At 64.2% G+C, this 14161-nt stretch carries 18 protein-coding genes; 15 read left to right on the forward strand and 3 right to left on the reverse strand.

From position 1 onward, the window contains the following. Positions 1-73: 73 nt before the first annotated feature. A complete protein-coding gene (locus tag ABT352_RS06685) occupies positions 74-988 on the reverse strand; it encodes a hypothetical protein (protein ID WP_350943028.1) in 915 nt (304 codons plus the stop codon). A 168-nt stretch (positions 989-1156) separates the two neighbouring features. Here ABT352_RS06685 and ABT352_RS06690 point away from each other — a divergent pair, with 168 nt between their 5' ends. The 6 genes from ABT352_RS06690 (at position 1157) to ABT352_RS06715 (ending at position 5052) form a co-directional block, all read left to right on the forward strand. After that, on the forward strand, positions 1157-1435 hold the full coding sequence (locus ABT352_RS06690) for a hypothetical protein (RefSeq protein WP_350943030.1): 279 nt from the start codon (positions 1157-1159) through the stop codon (positions 1433-1435). 684 nt (positions 1436-2119) lie between these two features. After that, positions 2120-2464, forward strand: a complete 345-nt coding sequence (locus ABT352_RS06695; RefSeq protein ID WP_343976144.1) for a type II toxin-antitoxin system RelE/ParE family toxin — start codon at positions 2120-2122, stop codon at positions 2462-2464. A gap of 5 nt (positions 2465-2469) precedes the next feature. Then, complete coding sequence (locus tag ABT352_RS06700; protein ID WP_343976147.1) at positions 2470-2769, forward strand: helix-turn-helix domain-containing protein; 300 nt, start codon at positions 2470-2472, stop codon at positions 2767-2769. A gap of 483 nt (positions 2770-3252) precedes the next feature. Continuing rightward, positions 3253-3627 carry a nucleoside triphosphate pyrophosphohydrolase family protein gene (locus ABT352_RS06705; protein WP_350943032.1) on the forward strand — a complete coding sequence of 125 codons (375 nt, stop codon included), beginning with the start codon at positions 3253-3255 and terminating at the stop codon, positions 3625-3627. A gap of 265 nt (positions 3628-3892) precedes the next feature. Then, entirely contained in the window at positions 3893-4297 is a 405-nt protein-coding gene (locus tag ABT352_RS06710) for a mCpol domain-containing protein (RefSeq protein WP_350943034.1), read from the forward strand. A 68-nt stretch (positions 4298-4365) separates the two neighbouring features. Next, positions 4366-5052, forward strand: a complete 687-nt coding sequence (locus ABT352_RS06715; RefSeq protein ID WP_350943036.1) for a hypothetical protein — start codon at positions 4366-4368, stop codon at positions 5050-5052. 35 nt (positions 5053-5087) lie between these two features. Here ABT352_RS06715 and ABT352_RS06720 read toward each other — a convergent pair whose 3' ends face one another. Continuing rightward, complete coding sequence (locus ABT352_RS06720; RefSeq protein ID WP_350943038.1) at positions 5088-6380, reverse strand: NsdA family TPR-like regulatory protein; 1293 nt, start codon at positions 6378-6380, stop codon at positions 5088-5090. A gap of 346 nt (positions 6381-6726) precedes the next feature. Between ABT352_RS06720 and ABT352_RS06725 the strand changes: the two genes are divergently transcribed. Both ABT352_RS06725 and ABT352_RS06730 read left to right on the forward strand, forming a co-directional pair. Continuing rightward, positions 6727-7017, forward strand: a complete 291-nt coding sequence (locus ABT352_RS06725) for a hypothetical protein (protein WP_350943040.1) — start codon at positions 6727-6729, stop codon at positions 7015-7017. 262 nt (positions 7018-7279) lie between these two features. After that, entirely contained in the window at positions 7280-8011 is a 732-nt protein-coding gene (locus tag ABT352_RS06730) for a GntR family transcriptional regulator (RefSeq protein WP_350943042.1), read from the forward strand. A 12-nt stretch (positions 8012-8023) separates the two neighbouring features. Here ABT352_RS06730 and ABT352_RS06735 read toward each other — a convergent pair whose 3' ends face one another. Then, complete coding sequence (locus tag ABT352_RS06735; RefSeq protein WP_350943043.1) at positions 8024-8443, reverse strand: hypothetical protein; 420 nt, start codon at positions 8441-8443, stop codon at positions 8024-8026. A 164-nt stretch (positions 8444-8607) separates the two neighbouring features. Between ABT352_RS06735 and ABT352_RS06740 the strand changes: the two genes are divergently transcribed. The 7 genes from ABT352_RS06740 (at position 8608) to ABT352_RS06770 (ending at position 14161) form a co-directional block, all read left to right on the forward strand. Then, the gene (locus tag ABT352_RS06740; protein WP_350943045.1) at positions 8608-9042 is read left to right on the forward strand and encodes a plasmid replication, integration and excision activator; all 435 of its coding nucleotides are present in this window, start codon (positions 8608-8610) and stop codon (positions 9040-9042) included. Then, on the forward strand, positions 9042-9320 hold the full coding sequence (locus ABT352_RS06745) for a hypothetical protein (protein WP_350943047.1): 279 nt from the start codon (positions 9042-9044) through the stop codon (positions 9318-9320). The genes ABT352_RS06740 and ABT352_RS06745 overlap by 1 nt, the downstream gene beginning before the upstream one ends. An 81-nt stretch (positions 9321-9401) precedes the next feature. Next, positions 9402-10841 (forward strand): FtsK/SpoIIIE domain-containing protein, encoded by a 1440-nt coding sequence (locus tag ABT352_RS06750; protein WP_350943049.1) that lies wholly within the window; start codon positions 9402-9404, stop codon positions 10839-10841. After that, on the forward strand, positions 10841-11035 hold the full coding sequence (locus ABT352_RS06755; protein ID WP_350943051.1) for a hypothetical protein: 195 nt from the start codon (positions 10841-10843) through the stop codon (positions 11033-11035). The genes ABT352_RS06750 and ABT352_RS06755 overlap by 1 nt, the downstream gene beginning before the upstream one ends. Then, on the forward strand, positions 11032-12735 hold the full coding sequence (locus ABT352_RS06760; RefSeq protein WP_350943053.1) for a replication initiator: 1704 nt from the start codon (positions 11032-11034) through the stop codon (positions 12733-12735). The genes ABT352_RS06755 and ABT352_RS06760 overlap by 4 nt, the downstream gene beginning before the upstream one ends. Beyond that, entirely contained in the window at positions 12732-12986 is a 255-nt protein-coding gene (locus ABT352_RS06765) for an excisionase family DNA-binding protein (protein WP_350943054.1), read from the forward strand. The genes ABT352_RS06760 and ABT352_RS06765 overlap by 4 nt, the downstream gene beginning before the upstream one ends. Further along, positions 12986-14161: a tyrosine-type recombinase/integrase gene (locus ABT352_RS06770; protein ID WP_350943056.1), complete on the forward strand. Its 1176-nt coding sequence runs from the start codon at positions 12986-12988 to the stop codon at positions 14159-14161. The genes ABT352_RS06765 and ABT352_RS06770 overlap by 1 nt, the downstream gene beginning before the upstream one ends.

The following is a 14161-nucleotide window of genomic DNA, read 5'->3' on the forward strand; positions in this document are numbered from 1 at the left end:
ACATCGGAAGTCTCTGCGGTTCGAGGGGATTGCCACTACCCGATCGGGTGAACCGTAGAGTCCAAGGCCCGCGCTAGGTGCTTTGCGTGTAGACGAGCACGACACCTCCGCCTAGTCTCGTGCGGTCGTGTGCAAGGACGCGAGTGATCTTTCCCTTGAGGTCAATCACGACGATCTGTCGAGCGCCATCCCTGGAGACCGTGCTGATCAGGTGACGGTCATCCCACCACCCATACGTGCTGTCAAAGTTGATCTTTACGCGTGTGGCCAGTTTTCCGGACTTCATGTTCCAGAGGCAGTAGCTGGATTCGTTGTAGGTGGCCGGGCAGACCGTGAGCAGTTGCTTGCCCGAGGGGGAGAAGGAGTCGTCGCCGGTGATCCAGCCGATCTTGCGCAGCGTGTGATGCATGCGTCCGTCTGTCCGATACAGCCGTACCCCTTGATAGGGGTCTGCGTACCCGGCAGCGAGGTGCTTGCCGTCCGGTGTCCATTGAAAGGTTGCGAGCCCATCGACCCCGCGAACCATGGCGACCTTCGCAGTGCCCGTGGCGATGTCGACCGTCACAAAACCAACCGTGGTGGAGTACTTTTTTTCGACGGTCAACACCAGCTTGCGACCATCGCGCGACCACTGGATGCGACCGGTCCGCAGTGGTTTGCGCACTGTGCGAATACGTGTGGCCTTGCCCTTGGCGTCGAAAATCACGACTGAGTCGAACTCGCCTGGAGAGGACTGGGGCACACCGGCCACCCTGCCGCCCTTCGGTGCGGGGACCAAGTCTCTGTAGTCCTTCTTCTCCGCGAATCTGCCCTTGTCCGAGACGCGAAGGTAGGCGTTTATTCGTGAGTTGCTCACGGCCCGGGAGAAGGCGGTGACCTTCACGGGATCGTGGACGCGCTCATGCAAGGTCACATCGGCATCGGGCAACTTGATGTCGACCTCGTCGGGCTGTTGTGCAGACACGGGGGAAGCCGTGAGCGTGGCCAACACAACACCTATAGCTAGAGCACTGCATAAGGCGCGAGACCTGATCATTCCGGCAGCATAGGTGGTTTCGATCAAGGTCCGCGAGATGCGTGCTCCGCGCACCGGTCCCGGCGCCTTCGCTCCCGCACCTGTCAAGCACACCTCCACCGCTGGAAAGGACGTCGCCTGATGACGCGTCGCAGGACTCACCGGATCAGCACCATCACTCTCAACACGGGCCGTGGCGCCCGCGCCATCAAACACCCCTATCCGGCTCGGACTCCGGTCCTGGCGCTCGACTTCGGCGCCGTCTCGCTCCTGGTCACCATCTCGGCCGGTGACCTCGTGACGGCCTCCGAGGTCGAGTTCGCCCGCCAGTTCGCCCACGAGGCCGACCAGTTCGCCCGCTCGGCCGAGAGCAAGTTCACCGTCTCGGCCAGCGAGTCCGACCAGGGCAAAGCGGCCTGACACGTAATCGGGGCCGCTGAAACTGGCATTACCCTCGGGCGGACCTTCATCGCCTCCGACGGCAAGGTCTACCGGCCGTTCCTGTTTGTCACGCTGCCCCTCCCTCATACGGACGCGTTCGCAACGGCGTCCCGGTCAACCCGAGCACGTATGACTACGCGGCGGCTCGCGATGCCCGGGATCGGGCCGTCGCCGACGCACTGGGGGAGATCGTCAAGAAAGGACTCAGGTCCAAGGATGACGACGGCGACGATCCGCCCCTTGTCGGGGCCAAGATCAACTGATTTGGCGCGAATCTGGCACGCGAGTGAGAATCGGCTCGGAAAACAACCAAGGCCCCAGTCCGGGTTCACATCCTGGCCTGGGCCTTCAGTCTTGGAGCGGGTGACGGGAATCGAACCCGCGCTGTCAGCTTGGGAATCATCTACTGACCTTGTCGCCCTGAGCTGGGAAAACAGGGGTGCAGGTCAGGGCGGGGCGAGTCCCCGTGGTTCCCCGTGAGTGACCATGGTTCCCCGCCTGTTCTGGCACGCATCTGGCACGTGATCAACGTTGCACGGGAAGCCGGACGACTGCCCTCGGGGCGGAGTGTGCTGGGGAGCCTCCCGCTGTGGACCTTTCTCGACAGGAAGAACAGGAGCGTTTCCAGGGCGTGATACTTGCCGTCGCTATAACGTCCGTGTTATGAATTGGGGAGAGGTGGAACTGGAGCCAGAGGTCGATGAGTGGTTCGACACGCTTGATCAGGAGGGGCAGGAGACGGCGGCGTTCTATGTCGACCTGCTGGCCGAGCGTGGTGTCCTGCTGGATGAGCCCTACACTCGTCAGCTCCGCGGCAAGTTACGTGAGCTGCGCTTCCACCTCGACCGGGAGGCGGTACGGATCACCTACTGGATCGCACCGGGCCGGCGGATCATCATGCTGACGGTGTTCCGCAAGCAGCGGATGCGCGAGTCCGCTGAGATCGAGCGGGCGTGGCGGGCCATGCAGCGGTGTATCGCCGAGGCTCACACGGCGGATGAGGAGTGAGCGGTATGGGTGAGCGCAAGAGCTGGGGTGCCAAGCGGGCCGAGATCATGAGCCGTCCGGGGGCCGGAGCGGCGTACGAGGCCGCCAGGATCCGGTTCGAGCTAGGGGAGGCGGTACGGCTGCGCCGTGAGCAGCTCGGCCTGACCCAGAGTGAGCTGGCCGAGCGCGCGGGGTTGAAGCAGCCTGCGGTGGCGCGGTTCGAGGCAGGCGGGACGATGCCGACCATCCCGATGCTGGAGCGGCTCGCGGAGGCATTGGAGATGCGGCTCAGTGTCCAGTTCCAACCCCTGCGTGAGGCGAGCTGATCTTTCTGAGGTATTTCCGGAGTCGCAGATCACCGAAGTGGGAACAGCCGAGCCGAACGACACTGAAAAGGGCCCAGATCGGGAATCATCCCTGAGCTGGGCCTTCGCTCTTGGAGCGGGTGACGGGAATCGAACCCGCGCTGTCAGCTTGGGAAGTCTCTATCACGATTGGTCGCTGACCTGGGAAGATGCTGACCTGCGGGGGAGTAGAGTGAGTTACCGTGATTCCCCGTGAGTCCCCCTTGATCACTCTCCTGACGGGCACGCAACGGGCACGCGAGGAGCACGGGAACCTCTGGGCCTTCGTCGCCCTAGTGCTCGGTGGGCCGGGGTTGAGGAACGAAACCCCGGACCGTCGATCGCCCCCAGCCCTGTATGAAGATCAGCCACCGCCAGGCGATCGTAAGGGTGGTACCGGCCCTTTTCGTTGGCTGCCCAGTTGGAACGCCTCCGGCTTCCGCCCTTGCCTCTTACACTTCCGGCATGGATCTGCGGCAGCTCACAGACAAGGTCGAAGCGGTATCGAGCGCCTATGCCCGCAAGCATGGGATAACCCGGGATGACACCTGGTTCCTGCTGAAGCTTCAGGAAGAAGTCGGTGAGCTGACGCAGGCGTTCCTCATGCGCTCTGGACAGGCCAGAGATAAGGGATGCTCTCCAGATGAGCTGGAATTGGGCTTCCGAGCCGAACTGGCGGATGTTTTGTCTCAGGTCCTGCTGATGGCACGACATCACGGAGTCGATCTGGAGGCGGAAGTCGAGCGGAAGTGGATGCCGTGGCACCCTGATCGGCTCTCTACACGGGATGAGAGCGGGACGGCTGGCGCTGATCTGAACAGCGCCGTAGACCCCGTGTAGCGCTTCGGGCTGGTGGCCGGAACGACTATGAGCGGCGGTGCGCCGTCGGAGTCGGCGCGTGGGTTGGGTACGGCGGGTGCGTGGTGCGGCTACGGCCCGGGGCGCCGCCGGTCGGGATCGGCCCCCAGGCCGCACGCCCGGGCGGCGTGCGGCAGAGGGCCGGGTACGGCGGCGCGGCGCGCCGCCGCTTGACTCCTACAAGAACAATTCGGCAATGCCCGAAAGCCCAAGGTGGGTATGAAGCGCATGCATTAAGCTGATTGTCGTGACCCAGCTAAGTCCTTCTGGCAAGGTGATCTATGCATATTTCGATGGCGACGACGTCGGACCTCAACTTGAACTACGGCTTCTTGACAACAAAATCGAGGAAGCGCGAGCATACAGTCTCGCAGTAAGTGCGGCGCTCGAACGAGTTAAAGAACTACTGGAAGCTGCTGGCATAAACGATATCATTGCCTGTGGAGGCGATGATCTTATAGCTTCTTGGCTACATGGCCGTATATCTATTGCGATGATCAATGAGATAACGGCAGATTTCTATCGCTTGTCGGGACGGACTATGAGTGTCGGCATCGGAAGGTCGACTAGAGAAGCCGCTCAGAACCTACATAGGGCTAAGTTGATGGGCAAGAACCAGGTGATTTGCTCTAGCGAGGTAGCAGAATGCTAGTAGGTGCAGCTAGATCCGACCGGCAAGAGCTGTACATATTTGTTACCTCAGCCCGCCCTGATCCCTACGTGAACGTTCTTGTTCATGTACTCCAGACTCGCCTCATATCCTCTGTTCACTATATTTCTATAAGTGAGCACGGATATACTGCAGAGCAAGTCAATGATCGGCTTATCTCGATCACTGCGGGTATTCACACTTATCTGCATAAACTTAGGGATCGCCTAAGGGATGGCGGTAACCCTGTGGCGGCTACGCTCTATGAAAAGTGCCTAGATAAGCTCGACTCAATTTCTACCAGAAATGAGGTTGTCTCTTGGTTTGAACTAGACGAAAAGCTTAAAGATTTCTCTTCTTCGGGCTTGTCCATTTTTGATGTTACTAGCCTCAAGAAGAATCTACTGGTTGATGTTGTTGCGTTACTTCTTTCGCGCGGCTGTACGCGTGTTTACAATTTTGAACTCCTTAGGCCGCCGAATCATGACGAGTCAGACCTCTTTCATTCGCTTGACGAGGCGGAATTTACTTATCGGAGCCTGAGTGAGAGTCGGCATGTAGGGGTCGCGCAAAAGCGTATGCTTGCTAACTTTCTAACACTTCGACAACTCGCAGTTGTGACATCAGGTGTCACCGCCTTCGTCCTGTTAGTGCAGGTCTTCTTTGGCTCGACCTGGCTACAGACCTCTGTGGTGGTGTTAGGTACTGCGACTTCTATTTCTGGGTTCTTTTTCTTTGTCATTCGTAATGCTAAGTAGCGTGTGGATCTAGATATAGCTACAGCGGCTCTTGTTCAATCAAGTAGATCTGGACGGTGAGTTGTGAGTGCCTGGCGAGCAGCTGAATAGCGCTCGTGGAAATCGTTCGCAAGGGTTTCTCGGCGGTAGCGTGAGCGTAAAACTCGGTCAAGATCTCCAGCTCGGTTGACGAGGTCCGTGAGCGACTTACGTTCAATGTCGAAGGCGGCCATACCTTGGCCTACGGCTGCGTCGAGGTTGCCACGCCGGGCGTGGACGATGCCGAGATCGATATGGGCGTCCGCGACGCGCATGGGAGCGTTGGATGTGCCGTCCGGCCGCGTGTGCATTTGGATTGTCTCAAGGGCGTGTTCTTCGGCGCGGTCGTTGTCTCCGAGCCAGGTGTATGCGGTGGCGGCGTAGAAGACCCACTTGGCGTGATCGAACACAAAGTGGTGATCCGGGTTTCCGGGAAGTGGAAGCTTGGCGAGGGCATCGGCTCCACGAGTGAGAGCCTTGTCGGCTTCGCGGCGGTCGCCGATTCGGGCCAGTCCGCGGGCCTCTTGCAGGGTGAGTTGAACTTGAGCACTGGATTGGCCGGCGACGGCCTGGCCCATGCGGGCGGCGGTGACGACGTCCTCATAGCGGCCTTCGACCAGGGCGAACCACGCGGACATCTCGTAGGCCCAACCCATGAGTTCACCGTGTCCGACCTGGCGGCCCATCTCGTAGGCGGCGCGGCGGGCGGTCTCGGCTTCCTCGCGTTCTCCCAGGTCGTAGTGAACGCACCCGAGCAGGGCCGTCAGCCATCCGGTGATGACGAGGAGTTCGCGGTGCTGGGCGAGGGTGATCCGTCCGCCGAGTAGGCCGTTGACCTGAGCGAGGCGTTTCTGTGTGCGGTCGCGCAAGGTGGCGGCGGAGACGACGGGGTAGGCGCGGCAGAGCAGATCGACGGCCTCGGCGAGGGCTTCAAGCGTGCCGGTTCCGACGTCGGACGCCTGAAGCTGCTGGGCGAGTTCCATGGTGCCGTACAGGTCGGCCTCGGCTCGCAACGCGTCCATGGGAATGATGCTGGTGGCCTCGATGAGCTGGCCGGCCCCGCGTCTGTTCGGTCGGAATCCCAGGTCTTCGGGTTGAAGTCCGGTCAGCTGGGTGATGGCGATCCGGTACGGAGAATGGGGCCACCTGACCTCTCCGGCCTCCCAACGTCGAATGCGTTCCTCATCGCACGCCAGGGACTCCTTGATGCCGATCGGTGTCGCGTTGATCCGGTCGGCCAATTCGGCGCGCGTCAGGCGGTGCTCATTGCGCCACGCTCGGAGCTGGACGTTAGGGATGTTGTCGGGCATCTAAGGCCTTCCTCCCGGCTGGGGGCTCAAGAGGGGGAATTCAGGGGGGCCGTTTGGGGGTCCTGACGATCTTGGATTGCCGGTGGACTTGCCATCAAGCAACACGGTACGTCAGCCCGCCTTCCGCCGCAGGGAGTGCGGATCAATCCGAGGAGATGGCGACGGTGACCCGGCCAGACGAGACCAGCGAGACACGCCCCTGCCCCGCGTGCCGGGGACGTGGAACCAAGCTGCGCAGCTCGCGCCGTGCCCTTCTCGTCGGCGAGAGCAGCGATGACCAAGAGACGCAGGGAGAACAGGAATGTCTCGACTGCCTCGCAACCGGCCGGGTCGAAAGGAACGTGAGATGAATCCGATCATGCAGACCGCTGCGGATCACCTCCAGCAGGAACACCAGCAGGACGAGGCCGTGGCCCTCACCCTCCTGCGAGATGAGTTGCTCCGGCTCGGTGTCCGCGCTGAGCTACGCGACAACGACAGTGCGCTGATGGTGAACCGTCCGCGGGTGGGCCTGCCGGTGTGGGTGTTCGTCAGCTACGGCGGCGCTTACTACTCCTGGCAGTCGGCCGAGAGGCGCCACCCGATCAACGACGTGACGGGCGCGGCCAAGGTTCTGGCCGACTACGCCGGTCGATAGGCGGGCGCGGCGGGGCGGTGTCCTCCAGTACGGAGGGTGCTGGAGAGCGTCACCACTACTCCGTCGCGCTCCTCGACATCCCGGCAGGCAGCAGAGCGACGCGCGGCCCCCCACGCAGCCGCAGCGTCCTTCTTCCCTCTCTCTGCCTGCCGGGATCTTCTTTGCCCTTGTTCCCTTTGTCTGCCCGTGACGTGACAGGCGAGGGAAAGCCAGGTTACGCTCTGACTTGGTAAAACAACCTGTCGGGTGATGGACGGTCGTAATGTCACTAGAGTCCGTGCCTCCGAAGTACGCCCAGCTTGTGCAGGCACTTCAACGGCGTATCGAGTCGGGGGACTATCCTCCGGGCTCACTCCTGCCCAGCGAGAACCAGCTCATCAACGAGTTCGGCGTCTCCCGGCCCACCGTCGTCGCCGCACTGCGCGTGCTGCGCGAACAGGGCTGGATCGACTCCCAGCAGGGCAAGGGCCGTTTCGTGCGGGGACGCCCGGCCCTCGCCTCGGCCGAACAGCCACGACCCGGACAGGCATATCTGATCGCTCCGGAGAGCGCGTCACAGGGCGAGGTCATCGAGACGGCGGCGATCACTGCCCCCAACCGCATCGCCTCCCTGCTCGGCCTCGCCCCGAAGAGCAAGGCGTTCCTACGCCGGCGACTCGTCAGCCGGGACGGTGAGCCGACCGAGATGGTCTCGCTGTGGCTGCCGGTCGAGCTGTCCCAGGGCACCGACCTGACCAGCGCCGAACCTCTGGCCCAGGGACTCCGGGAGCACCTCCAGTCCCGCAAGGGCGTGCGCTTCGACCACGTGGTGGAGCAGATCACCGCACGCATGCCCACGAGCGACGAGGCCAAGCAACTGGTCATGCCCAAGAACACGCCGCTGCTGGCTGTCTACGGTGCCGTCCGGGATGCTTCGGGTACGGCTCTGGCCGTGGTGGAGGTCCTGCTTCCCGCCGACCGGCATGAACTGGAAGGCGCCTACCCGATCGGGTGACCAAGGCGGCGCCTATGTGCAGTTCCAGTTCCAGTCACTGTCGGTGATGGCTCCGAACTCCACGATGACGGCTTCACTCTCGTCGATGTCTTCGTCGGAGCCCAGAGAGACCTGTGCTTTCTCTCTGGCGTCGGCTCCGGCGATGGCGGCCTTCTCGTAGTAGGCCAGGATCTTCTCTTGTGGCAAGCCGGTCTGAAGCGTCAGTCGGATCTGATACTCACAGTAGTCGCCGTTTCCGCCGGATATCTTGCCAACGGTGGCGTCGCTGTCGCCCATGGTGCGAGTCTCGGGCGGTAGCGGATAGGCCAGTACTCGCTGGTGGAAGTCGTCGAGTCGAGCCTCGTCACGCCACACCGGGATCATGATCAATAGGAACAGTCCGACCAGTGGGGAAATCGCGCCTATGACTAAGCAGCCCCACAAGATTCGCACCGGATCCTCCTGGAATGTCGCTGCCGTTGCCCTGATGATTGTCCATCGGATCACCGACGCCGCCGTCATCTTCGCCTAGTCACTTGACCTGCCAAGCTCGATCGTCGTACTTTCAAGTCAGTTGATAGGTTAAGTGCCTGTCAGTCGATAAGAGGAGTACCATCATGGCTCTGCAAGGACCCATCCCCGTCACCTTCGCCCAGGTCTTCCCGCACGGCTGCTACGTCGTCGGAGAGGTCGAGGCGGTCAAGGACTTCGACGCCTCCACCAACGGCCGGTTCGTCCAGTCCCGCGACAAGACCACCGGAGAACTCGTCTGGCAGGTCGCGGTCATGGACGCCGACCCGACCGTCAAGCCCGGACAGAAGACCGTGGCCGTCAAGATCCTCTCTCCGGTCCAGCCCGTTCCGCCGGCCCCCATGCCGAACCTGCCCTTCACCCCGGTCGAGTTCGACCACGTCACCGCCACCCCGTACGTCAACGGCGCCGGACGTCTCGCCTACTCCATCAAGGTCCGCGAGATGCGTGCCCCGCGCACCGGTCCCGTCGCCTCCGCCTCCGCCAAGCACACCTCCACCACTGGAAAGGACGTCGCCTGATGACGCGTCGCAGGACTCACCGCATCAGCACCATCACCCTCAACACCGGCCGTGGCGCCCGCGCCACCAACCACCCCTATCCGGCCCGGACTCCGGTCCTGGCGCTCGACTTCGGTGCCGTCTCTCTCCTGGTCACCACCTCGGCCGGTGACCTCGTGACGGCCTCCGACGTCGAGTTCGCCCGCCAGCTCGCCCACGAGGCCGACCAGTTCGCCCGCTCGGCCGAGAGCAGGTTCACCACCCCGGCCAACGAGTCCGACCAGGGCAAAGCGGCCTGACACGTAAGCGGGGCCGCTGGAACTGGCATTCCGGCGGCCCCTCGTCTCCCCAGACAGCAAATCAAGAGAGGGCTCAAGCCTATGTTCAAAAAACTGCCCGGTGACGAGGCGCAACACCTCGTCACCACGACCCCCGACACGGCTGTGGTGTTCCGCCCGGCCGTTCTCAGGACTCCCGCCATCGTCACCATCGTCATCTTCACCTGGTGGCTGCTGGCCGGTGCCATGCGGCTGCTGTGGCGCTACCCGATCGCCTCACCCGTCGCCGTCGCTCCCGGCGCGCTGAGCTGGCTGTACGGCTGGCAGTGGGGTGTCGCGCTTCTCGTCCTGGTGCTCGTCGCTCTCACCACGTGGCGGCTGGTCGATCGGGCCTCGTTCCTGCGCCTGGTGGGCTGGCGGCTACTGGCCTGGTGGCGACGAGTGTGGATCTACCGGCGACACTGGCAACCGGTGATGATCGTCTCCGGGCTCGGCCGTCACCTGCGGGGCCGTGACTACCTGCCCCGCCTCGTCCGCGTCACCTGCACCTCGTGGGCGGACCTGGTCACGGTGAAGATGCTCGCCGGACAGTCGGTCAAGGACTGGTCCGACCGTATCGAGAACCTGGCCCATGGCTTCGGCGCCACCTCGTGCCGGGTGACCGTCGCCCGGTCGGGTCGTCTGCTGCTGGCCTTCCCTCGGCGCGACCCGCTGGCCGTCCCCTTACCCGCGCTACCGATTCCCGCCGTGGCGTCGGTGGGGCCGGTCGAGATCGGCAAACAGGAGGACGGCACTCCGTGGCGGCTCAAGGTCCATGGCACTCACGTCCTGGTCGCCGGTGCCACCGGGGCGGGCAAGGGCTCGATCATCTGGTCCACCATCCGGGGCCTGCTGCCCGCCGTCCGTTCGGGTCTGACGCAGATCTGGGCGTTGGATCCCAAGCTGATGGAACTGTCCTTCGGCCGTGACCTGTTCGACCGCTACGCCGCCGACCCGGCCACGTGCGCCGATCTGCTGGAAGCAGCGGTGAAGATCATGCAGGAGCGGGTGGGCCGGTTCGCCGGAGTTCAGCGCAACCACGTTCCTACCGTCGATGACCCGTTCGTCCTGGTGGTGGTCGACGAGGTGGCGTTCCTGACCGCCTACCAGTCGGACAAGGGGCTCAAGCTCCGCATCTCGGCGGCGCTGGCGACATTGACCACGCAAGGCCGTGCGGTGGGGGTCGGTGTCCTGGCGGCGTTGCAGGACCCGCGCAAGGACGTGCTGAGCATCCGCAACCTGTTCCCCGACAAGATCGCGCTGCGGCTGGACGAGTCGGAACAGGTGGACATGGTCCTCGGTGACGGTGCCCGGGATCGGGGCGCGCTGGCCGACCTGATCTCACCTCAGCCGGACCTCGGTGCGGGCATCGCCTACACCCGTCTGGAGACCTCACCCGAGCCGATGCGTGCCCGTGCCGGCTACGTCTCCGATGCCGATATCCGCGACATGGTCGCCGTGTTCACCGCTGGCACGCTGCCGCTGACGGGTGAGGTGGCCTGATGAGAATCACCGTTCACGGCACCCCGTCCGAGATCGACGGCCTTCCCTTCCGGCGGCTGCGGACCTTCAACGGCTCCGACCTCGCCGAGGTGACGGTGATTGTCGACCTCGACACCGCTCACCTCCTCAAAGACCCCTACAGCGATGCCTGCCGGATCTCCGTCGACGTGGTCAACAGAGAGGAGGCCATGTGACCGATACCCCCATCCCCTCGCCGAACGGCTCCGACCGCACCTTGCCCCGCCTCGTCCGTGACACCCTGCCCCTCGCCCTGGACGTCGCCATCGAGGTCGCCAAGAACAATGGTGTGTGCATCCGGCCGATCGAACTGCGGCGCCTCGACACCCACACCGGCATGACCGAGTCGTTCAACATCCCTTGCGGCGCGACGCAGGAAGCCAAGTGCCCGCCGTGTGCCAACCGCAACCGCCAGCTCCGCCGGGCGCAGTGCCGGGAAGGCTGGCACCTCGACCACGAACCGGTCGCCGAACCCAACCCCTCCACCGAAGAGCAGCAGTGGCTGATCGAGTTCCGGGCCGACGTGCAGGCCAAGCGCGACGAGGCCGAGAAGAACGGCGAAGAGGTCGCCGACTGGGACGAGGCGATCGCCGGGATCGATGCGGAGATCAACGCCGCTGGGATGCTGGGCAACGTCCTGGGGGGCCGATCGACTCCTAAGCGCTCCCGTTCCACGAGGCGGCGCCAGGATGCGCCGGACCTGCCCAAGCGGGCCAAGCAGAACACCACCCTCGGGCGGACCTTCATCGCCTCCGACGGCAAGGTCTACCGACCGTCCCTGTTCGTCACGCTGACCCTTCCCTCGTACGGACGCGTTCGCAACGGTGTCCCGGTCAACCCGAGCACGTATGACTATGCGGCGGCGGCTCGCGATGCCCTGCACTTCTCCAAGCTGGTCGACCGGTTCGTGCAGAACCTTCGCCGGGTGGCGGGCTATGACGTGCAGTACTTCGCCTCCGTCGAACCACAGAAGCGGCTCGCTCCGCATCTGCACATGGCGATCCGCGGGACCATGCCGCGTGCGGAGGTCAAGGCGATCGCCGCCGCGACCTACCACCAGGTGTGGTGGCCGTCCGTCGATGAGGTCCGCTTCGACGGTGACCGTCTGCCGGTCTGGAGCGAGCGGGCCGAACGGGCTGAGCCCTACCCGGACGGGCAGGCCGGCGACTACCTCGACCCGGTTACTGGGGAACTGTTGCCCACCTGGGACGAGGCCCTCGACCAGCTCGGCACCGACGAGAGGGCCGAACCCCTGCACGTGGTCCGCTTCGGTGCTCAGGTCGATGTTCAGGGCGTGCTCGCAGGATCGCCGGATGCTGACCAGTGCATCGGCTACCTGTCGAAGTACCTGACCAAGAGCCTCGGCGGCCCCCTCGACCCTGAGGACCCGGACAACCACGCCCGTCGTGACCACGCGACCCGGATGGTCGAAGCGCTGCGCTACGAACCGTGCTCGCCGACGTGCCCGAACTGGCTGCGGTACGGCGTGCAGCCCAAGGGGGCCAAGGCGGGCATGCTGCCGGGCCGCTGCAAGGGCAAGGCGCACAAGGCCGAACACCTCGGCTACGCGGGCCGTCGTGTCCTGGTCTCGCGTAAGTGGTCGAACAAGACCCTGCGTGAGCACAAGCAGGACCGGCGGGCCTGGGTGCTCGACATGCTCGGCCTGCCCGACGAGACGGTGACCGACCCGCATCGCTACGTCTGGCGGCCGGTCTCGCCCAAGGATCCCAACCGCACCCCGCTGGCCAAACGGCTGCTGCGCGAGGTCGCCAACCGCCAACGCACCCGCGCACGCCTGATCGAACTCCAGGCCAGAGCGGACGGCATCCCTGTTCCAGATCTTTCGGCAACTCCGGAACTGGAGGTGGCGGCATGACCAGGAAGACAGGGCAAGAGCCAGCGCTCCTTCTCCCAGAGCTGGCACGGGGCCGACTGCTCACCGTCGAAGAGGCGGCCGAACGGCTGAACACCTCGGTCCGCTTCCCCCGGCGCCTGATCGAGGAACGCCGGATCGCCTTCATCCACGTAGGACGCAACGTCCGCATCCCCGAAGCGGCCCTTGACGCGTTCATCGCCGCCGGGCTGGTCGAACCGATCACCGCCACACGACGCAGGAGGGCCGCGTAATGGCCAAGACCGCCGTTGCCGCTCCGGGGGAAGGTCCCCGGCGCAAACCGACCAAGAGGCGTTTCGGGCGCGTTCGGCAACTGCCCTCCGGCCGGTTCCAGGCTCGTTACCGGGGACCGGACGACATCGACAGGGCGGCTCCGGAGACCTTCGCGACCAAGCGCGACGCCGAGGTCTGGCTGACCAAGAAGGAGGCCGAGATCCTCGCGGGGGACTGGAGCAATCCGGACCTCGGCAAGGTGGCCTTCAAGGAGTACGGCTCCGACTGGGTGAACGAACGCCCCGGTCTGCGGCCCAAGACGGTCCAGCTCTATGAGGGTCTGCTCCGTCTTCACCTGGTCCCGACGTTCGGCAACCTGGCCGTGAGTGAGATCAAGGCGGCCCACGTGCGCAAGTGGCGCAAGACGCTCCTGGACGGGGGAGTCGGGCCGGTCACCGTCGCCAAGGCGTACCGGCTGCTCAAAGCGATCATGAACACAGCCGTGGAGGACAAGATGATCAAGTCCAACCCGTGCCAGATCAAGAGCGGCGGCAAGGAGGAGTCGCCCGAGCGTCCGACGCTCACCATGGAACAGGTCTTCACGCTGGCCGGTGCGATCGAGCCACGGTTCCGGGCGCTGGTGCTCCTGGCGACGTTCGGCAGTCTGCGGTGGGGTGAGCTCGCGGCGCTCCGGCGCAAGAACCTCGACCTGGATGCCCGGACGGTCCGGGTGGTGGCCTTCACCACCGAACTCAAGGACGGATCGGTGACCGTCGGCCTGCCCAAGTCCGTGGCCGGTACGCGGACGGTCGCTCTTCCCGAGGTGGTGGTCTCGGAGCTTCGCGCGCACCTGGCCACGTACACCGAGGAGCATGACGAGGCGTTCGTCTTCCTCGGTGCGAAGGGTGCGATGCTGCGGCGGTCGGCCTTCAGCCGGATCTGGGCCAAGGCTCTGAAGGAGGCGAACCTTTCCGGTGTCCACTTCCACGACCTTCGCCATACGGGCAACACGTTCGCCTCGCAGTCGGGTGCGACGCTGCGGGAGCTGATGAACCGGATGGGGCACTCGACCACGCGGGCCGCGCTGATCTATCTGCACACCGAGAACGGGCGGGGTCAGATGATCGCCGACGGTATGGGGAAGCTCGCCGAAGCGGCCCTCAGGAAAGAGGATCCACCGGGATCGGGCACGTGA

This window comes from Streptosporangium sp. NPDC000563 (assembly GCF_040299985.1).
In the GTDB taxonomy this organism is placed as follows: Bacteria; Actinomycetota; Actinomycetes; order Streptosporangiales; family Streptosporangiaceae; genus Streptosporangium.

What these genes read in the sequence shown, in the direction of transcription:
- ABT352_RS06690 (WP_350943030.1), top strand. Translation starts at nt 1,157, where the DNA reads ATGACGCGTCGCAGGACTCACCGGATCAGCACCATCACTCTCAACACG.
- ABT352_RS06695 (WP_343976144.1), top strand. Translation starts at nt 2,120, where the DNA reads ATGAATTGGGGAGAGGTGGAACTGGAGCCAGAGGTCGATGAGTGGTTC.
- ABT352_RS06700 (WP_343976147.1), top strand. Translation starts at nt 2,470, where the DNA reads ATGGGTGAGCGCAAGAGCTGGGGTGCCAAGCGGGCCGAGATCATGAGC.
- ABT352_RS06705 (WP_350943032.1), top strand. Translation starts at nt 3,253, where the DNA reads ATGGATCTGCGGCAGCTCACAGACAAGGTCGAAGCGGTATCGAGCGCC.
- ABT352_RS06720 (WP_350943038.1), bottom strand. Translation starts at nt 6,380, where the DNA reads ATGCCCGACAACATCCCTAACGTCCAGCTCCGAGCGTGGCGCAATGAG.
- ABT352_RS06725 (WP_350943040.1), top strand. Translation starts at nt 6,727, where the DNA reads ATGAATCCGATCATGCAGACCGCTGCGGATCACCTCCAGCAGGAACAC.
- ABT352_RS06730 (WP_350943042.1), top strand. Translation starts at nt 7,280, where the DNA reads ATGTCACTAGAGTCCGTGCCTCCGAAGTACGCCCAGCTTGTGCAGGCA.
- ABT352_RS06740 (WP_350943045.1), top strand. Translation starts at nt 8,608, where the DNA reads ATGGCTCTGCAAGGACCCATCCCCGTCACCTTCGCCCAGGTCTTCCCG.
- ABT352_RS06745 (WP_350943047.1), top strand. Translation starts at nt 9,042, where the DNA reads ATGACGCGTCGCAGGACTCACCGCATCAGCACCATCACCCTCAACACC.
- ABT352_RS06750 (WP_350943049.1), top strand. Translation starts at nt 9,402, where the DNA reads ATGTTCAAAAAACTGCCCGGTGACGAGGCGCAACACCTCGTCACCACG.
- ABT352_RS06755 (WP_350943051.1), top strand. Translation starts at nt 10,841, where the DNA reads ATGAGAATCACCGTTCACGGCACCCCGTCCGAGATCGACGGCCTTCCC.
- ABT352_RS06765 (WP_350943054.1), top strand. Translation starts at nt 12,732, where the DNA reads ATGACCAGGAAGACAGGGCAAGAGCCAGCGCTCCTTCTCCCAGAGCTG.
- ABT352_RS06770 (WP_350943056.1), top strand. Translation starts at nt 12,986, where the DNA reads ATGGCCAAGACCGCCGTTGCCGCTCCGGGGGAAGGTCCCCGGCGCAAA.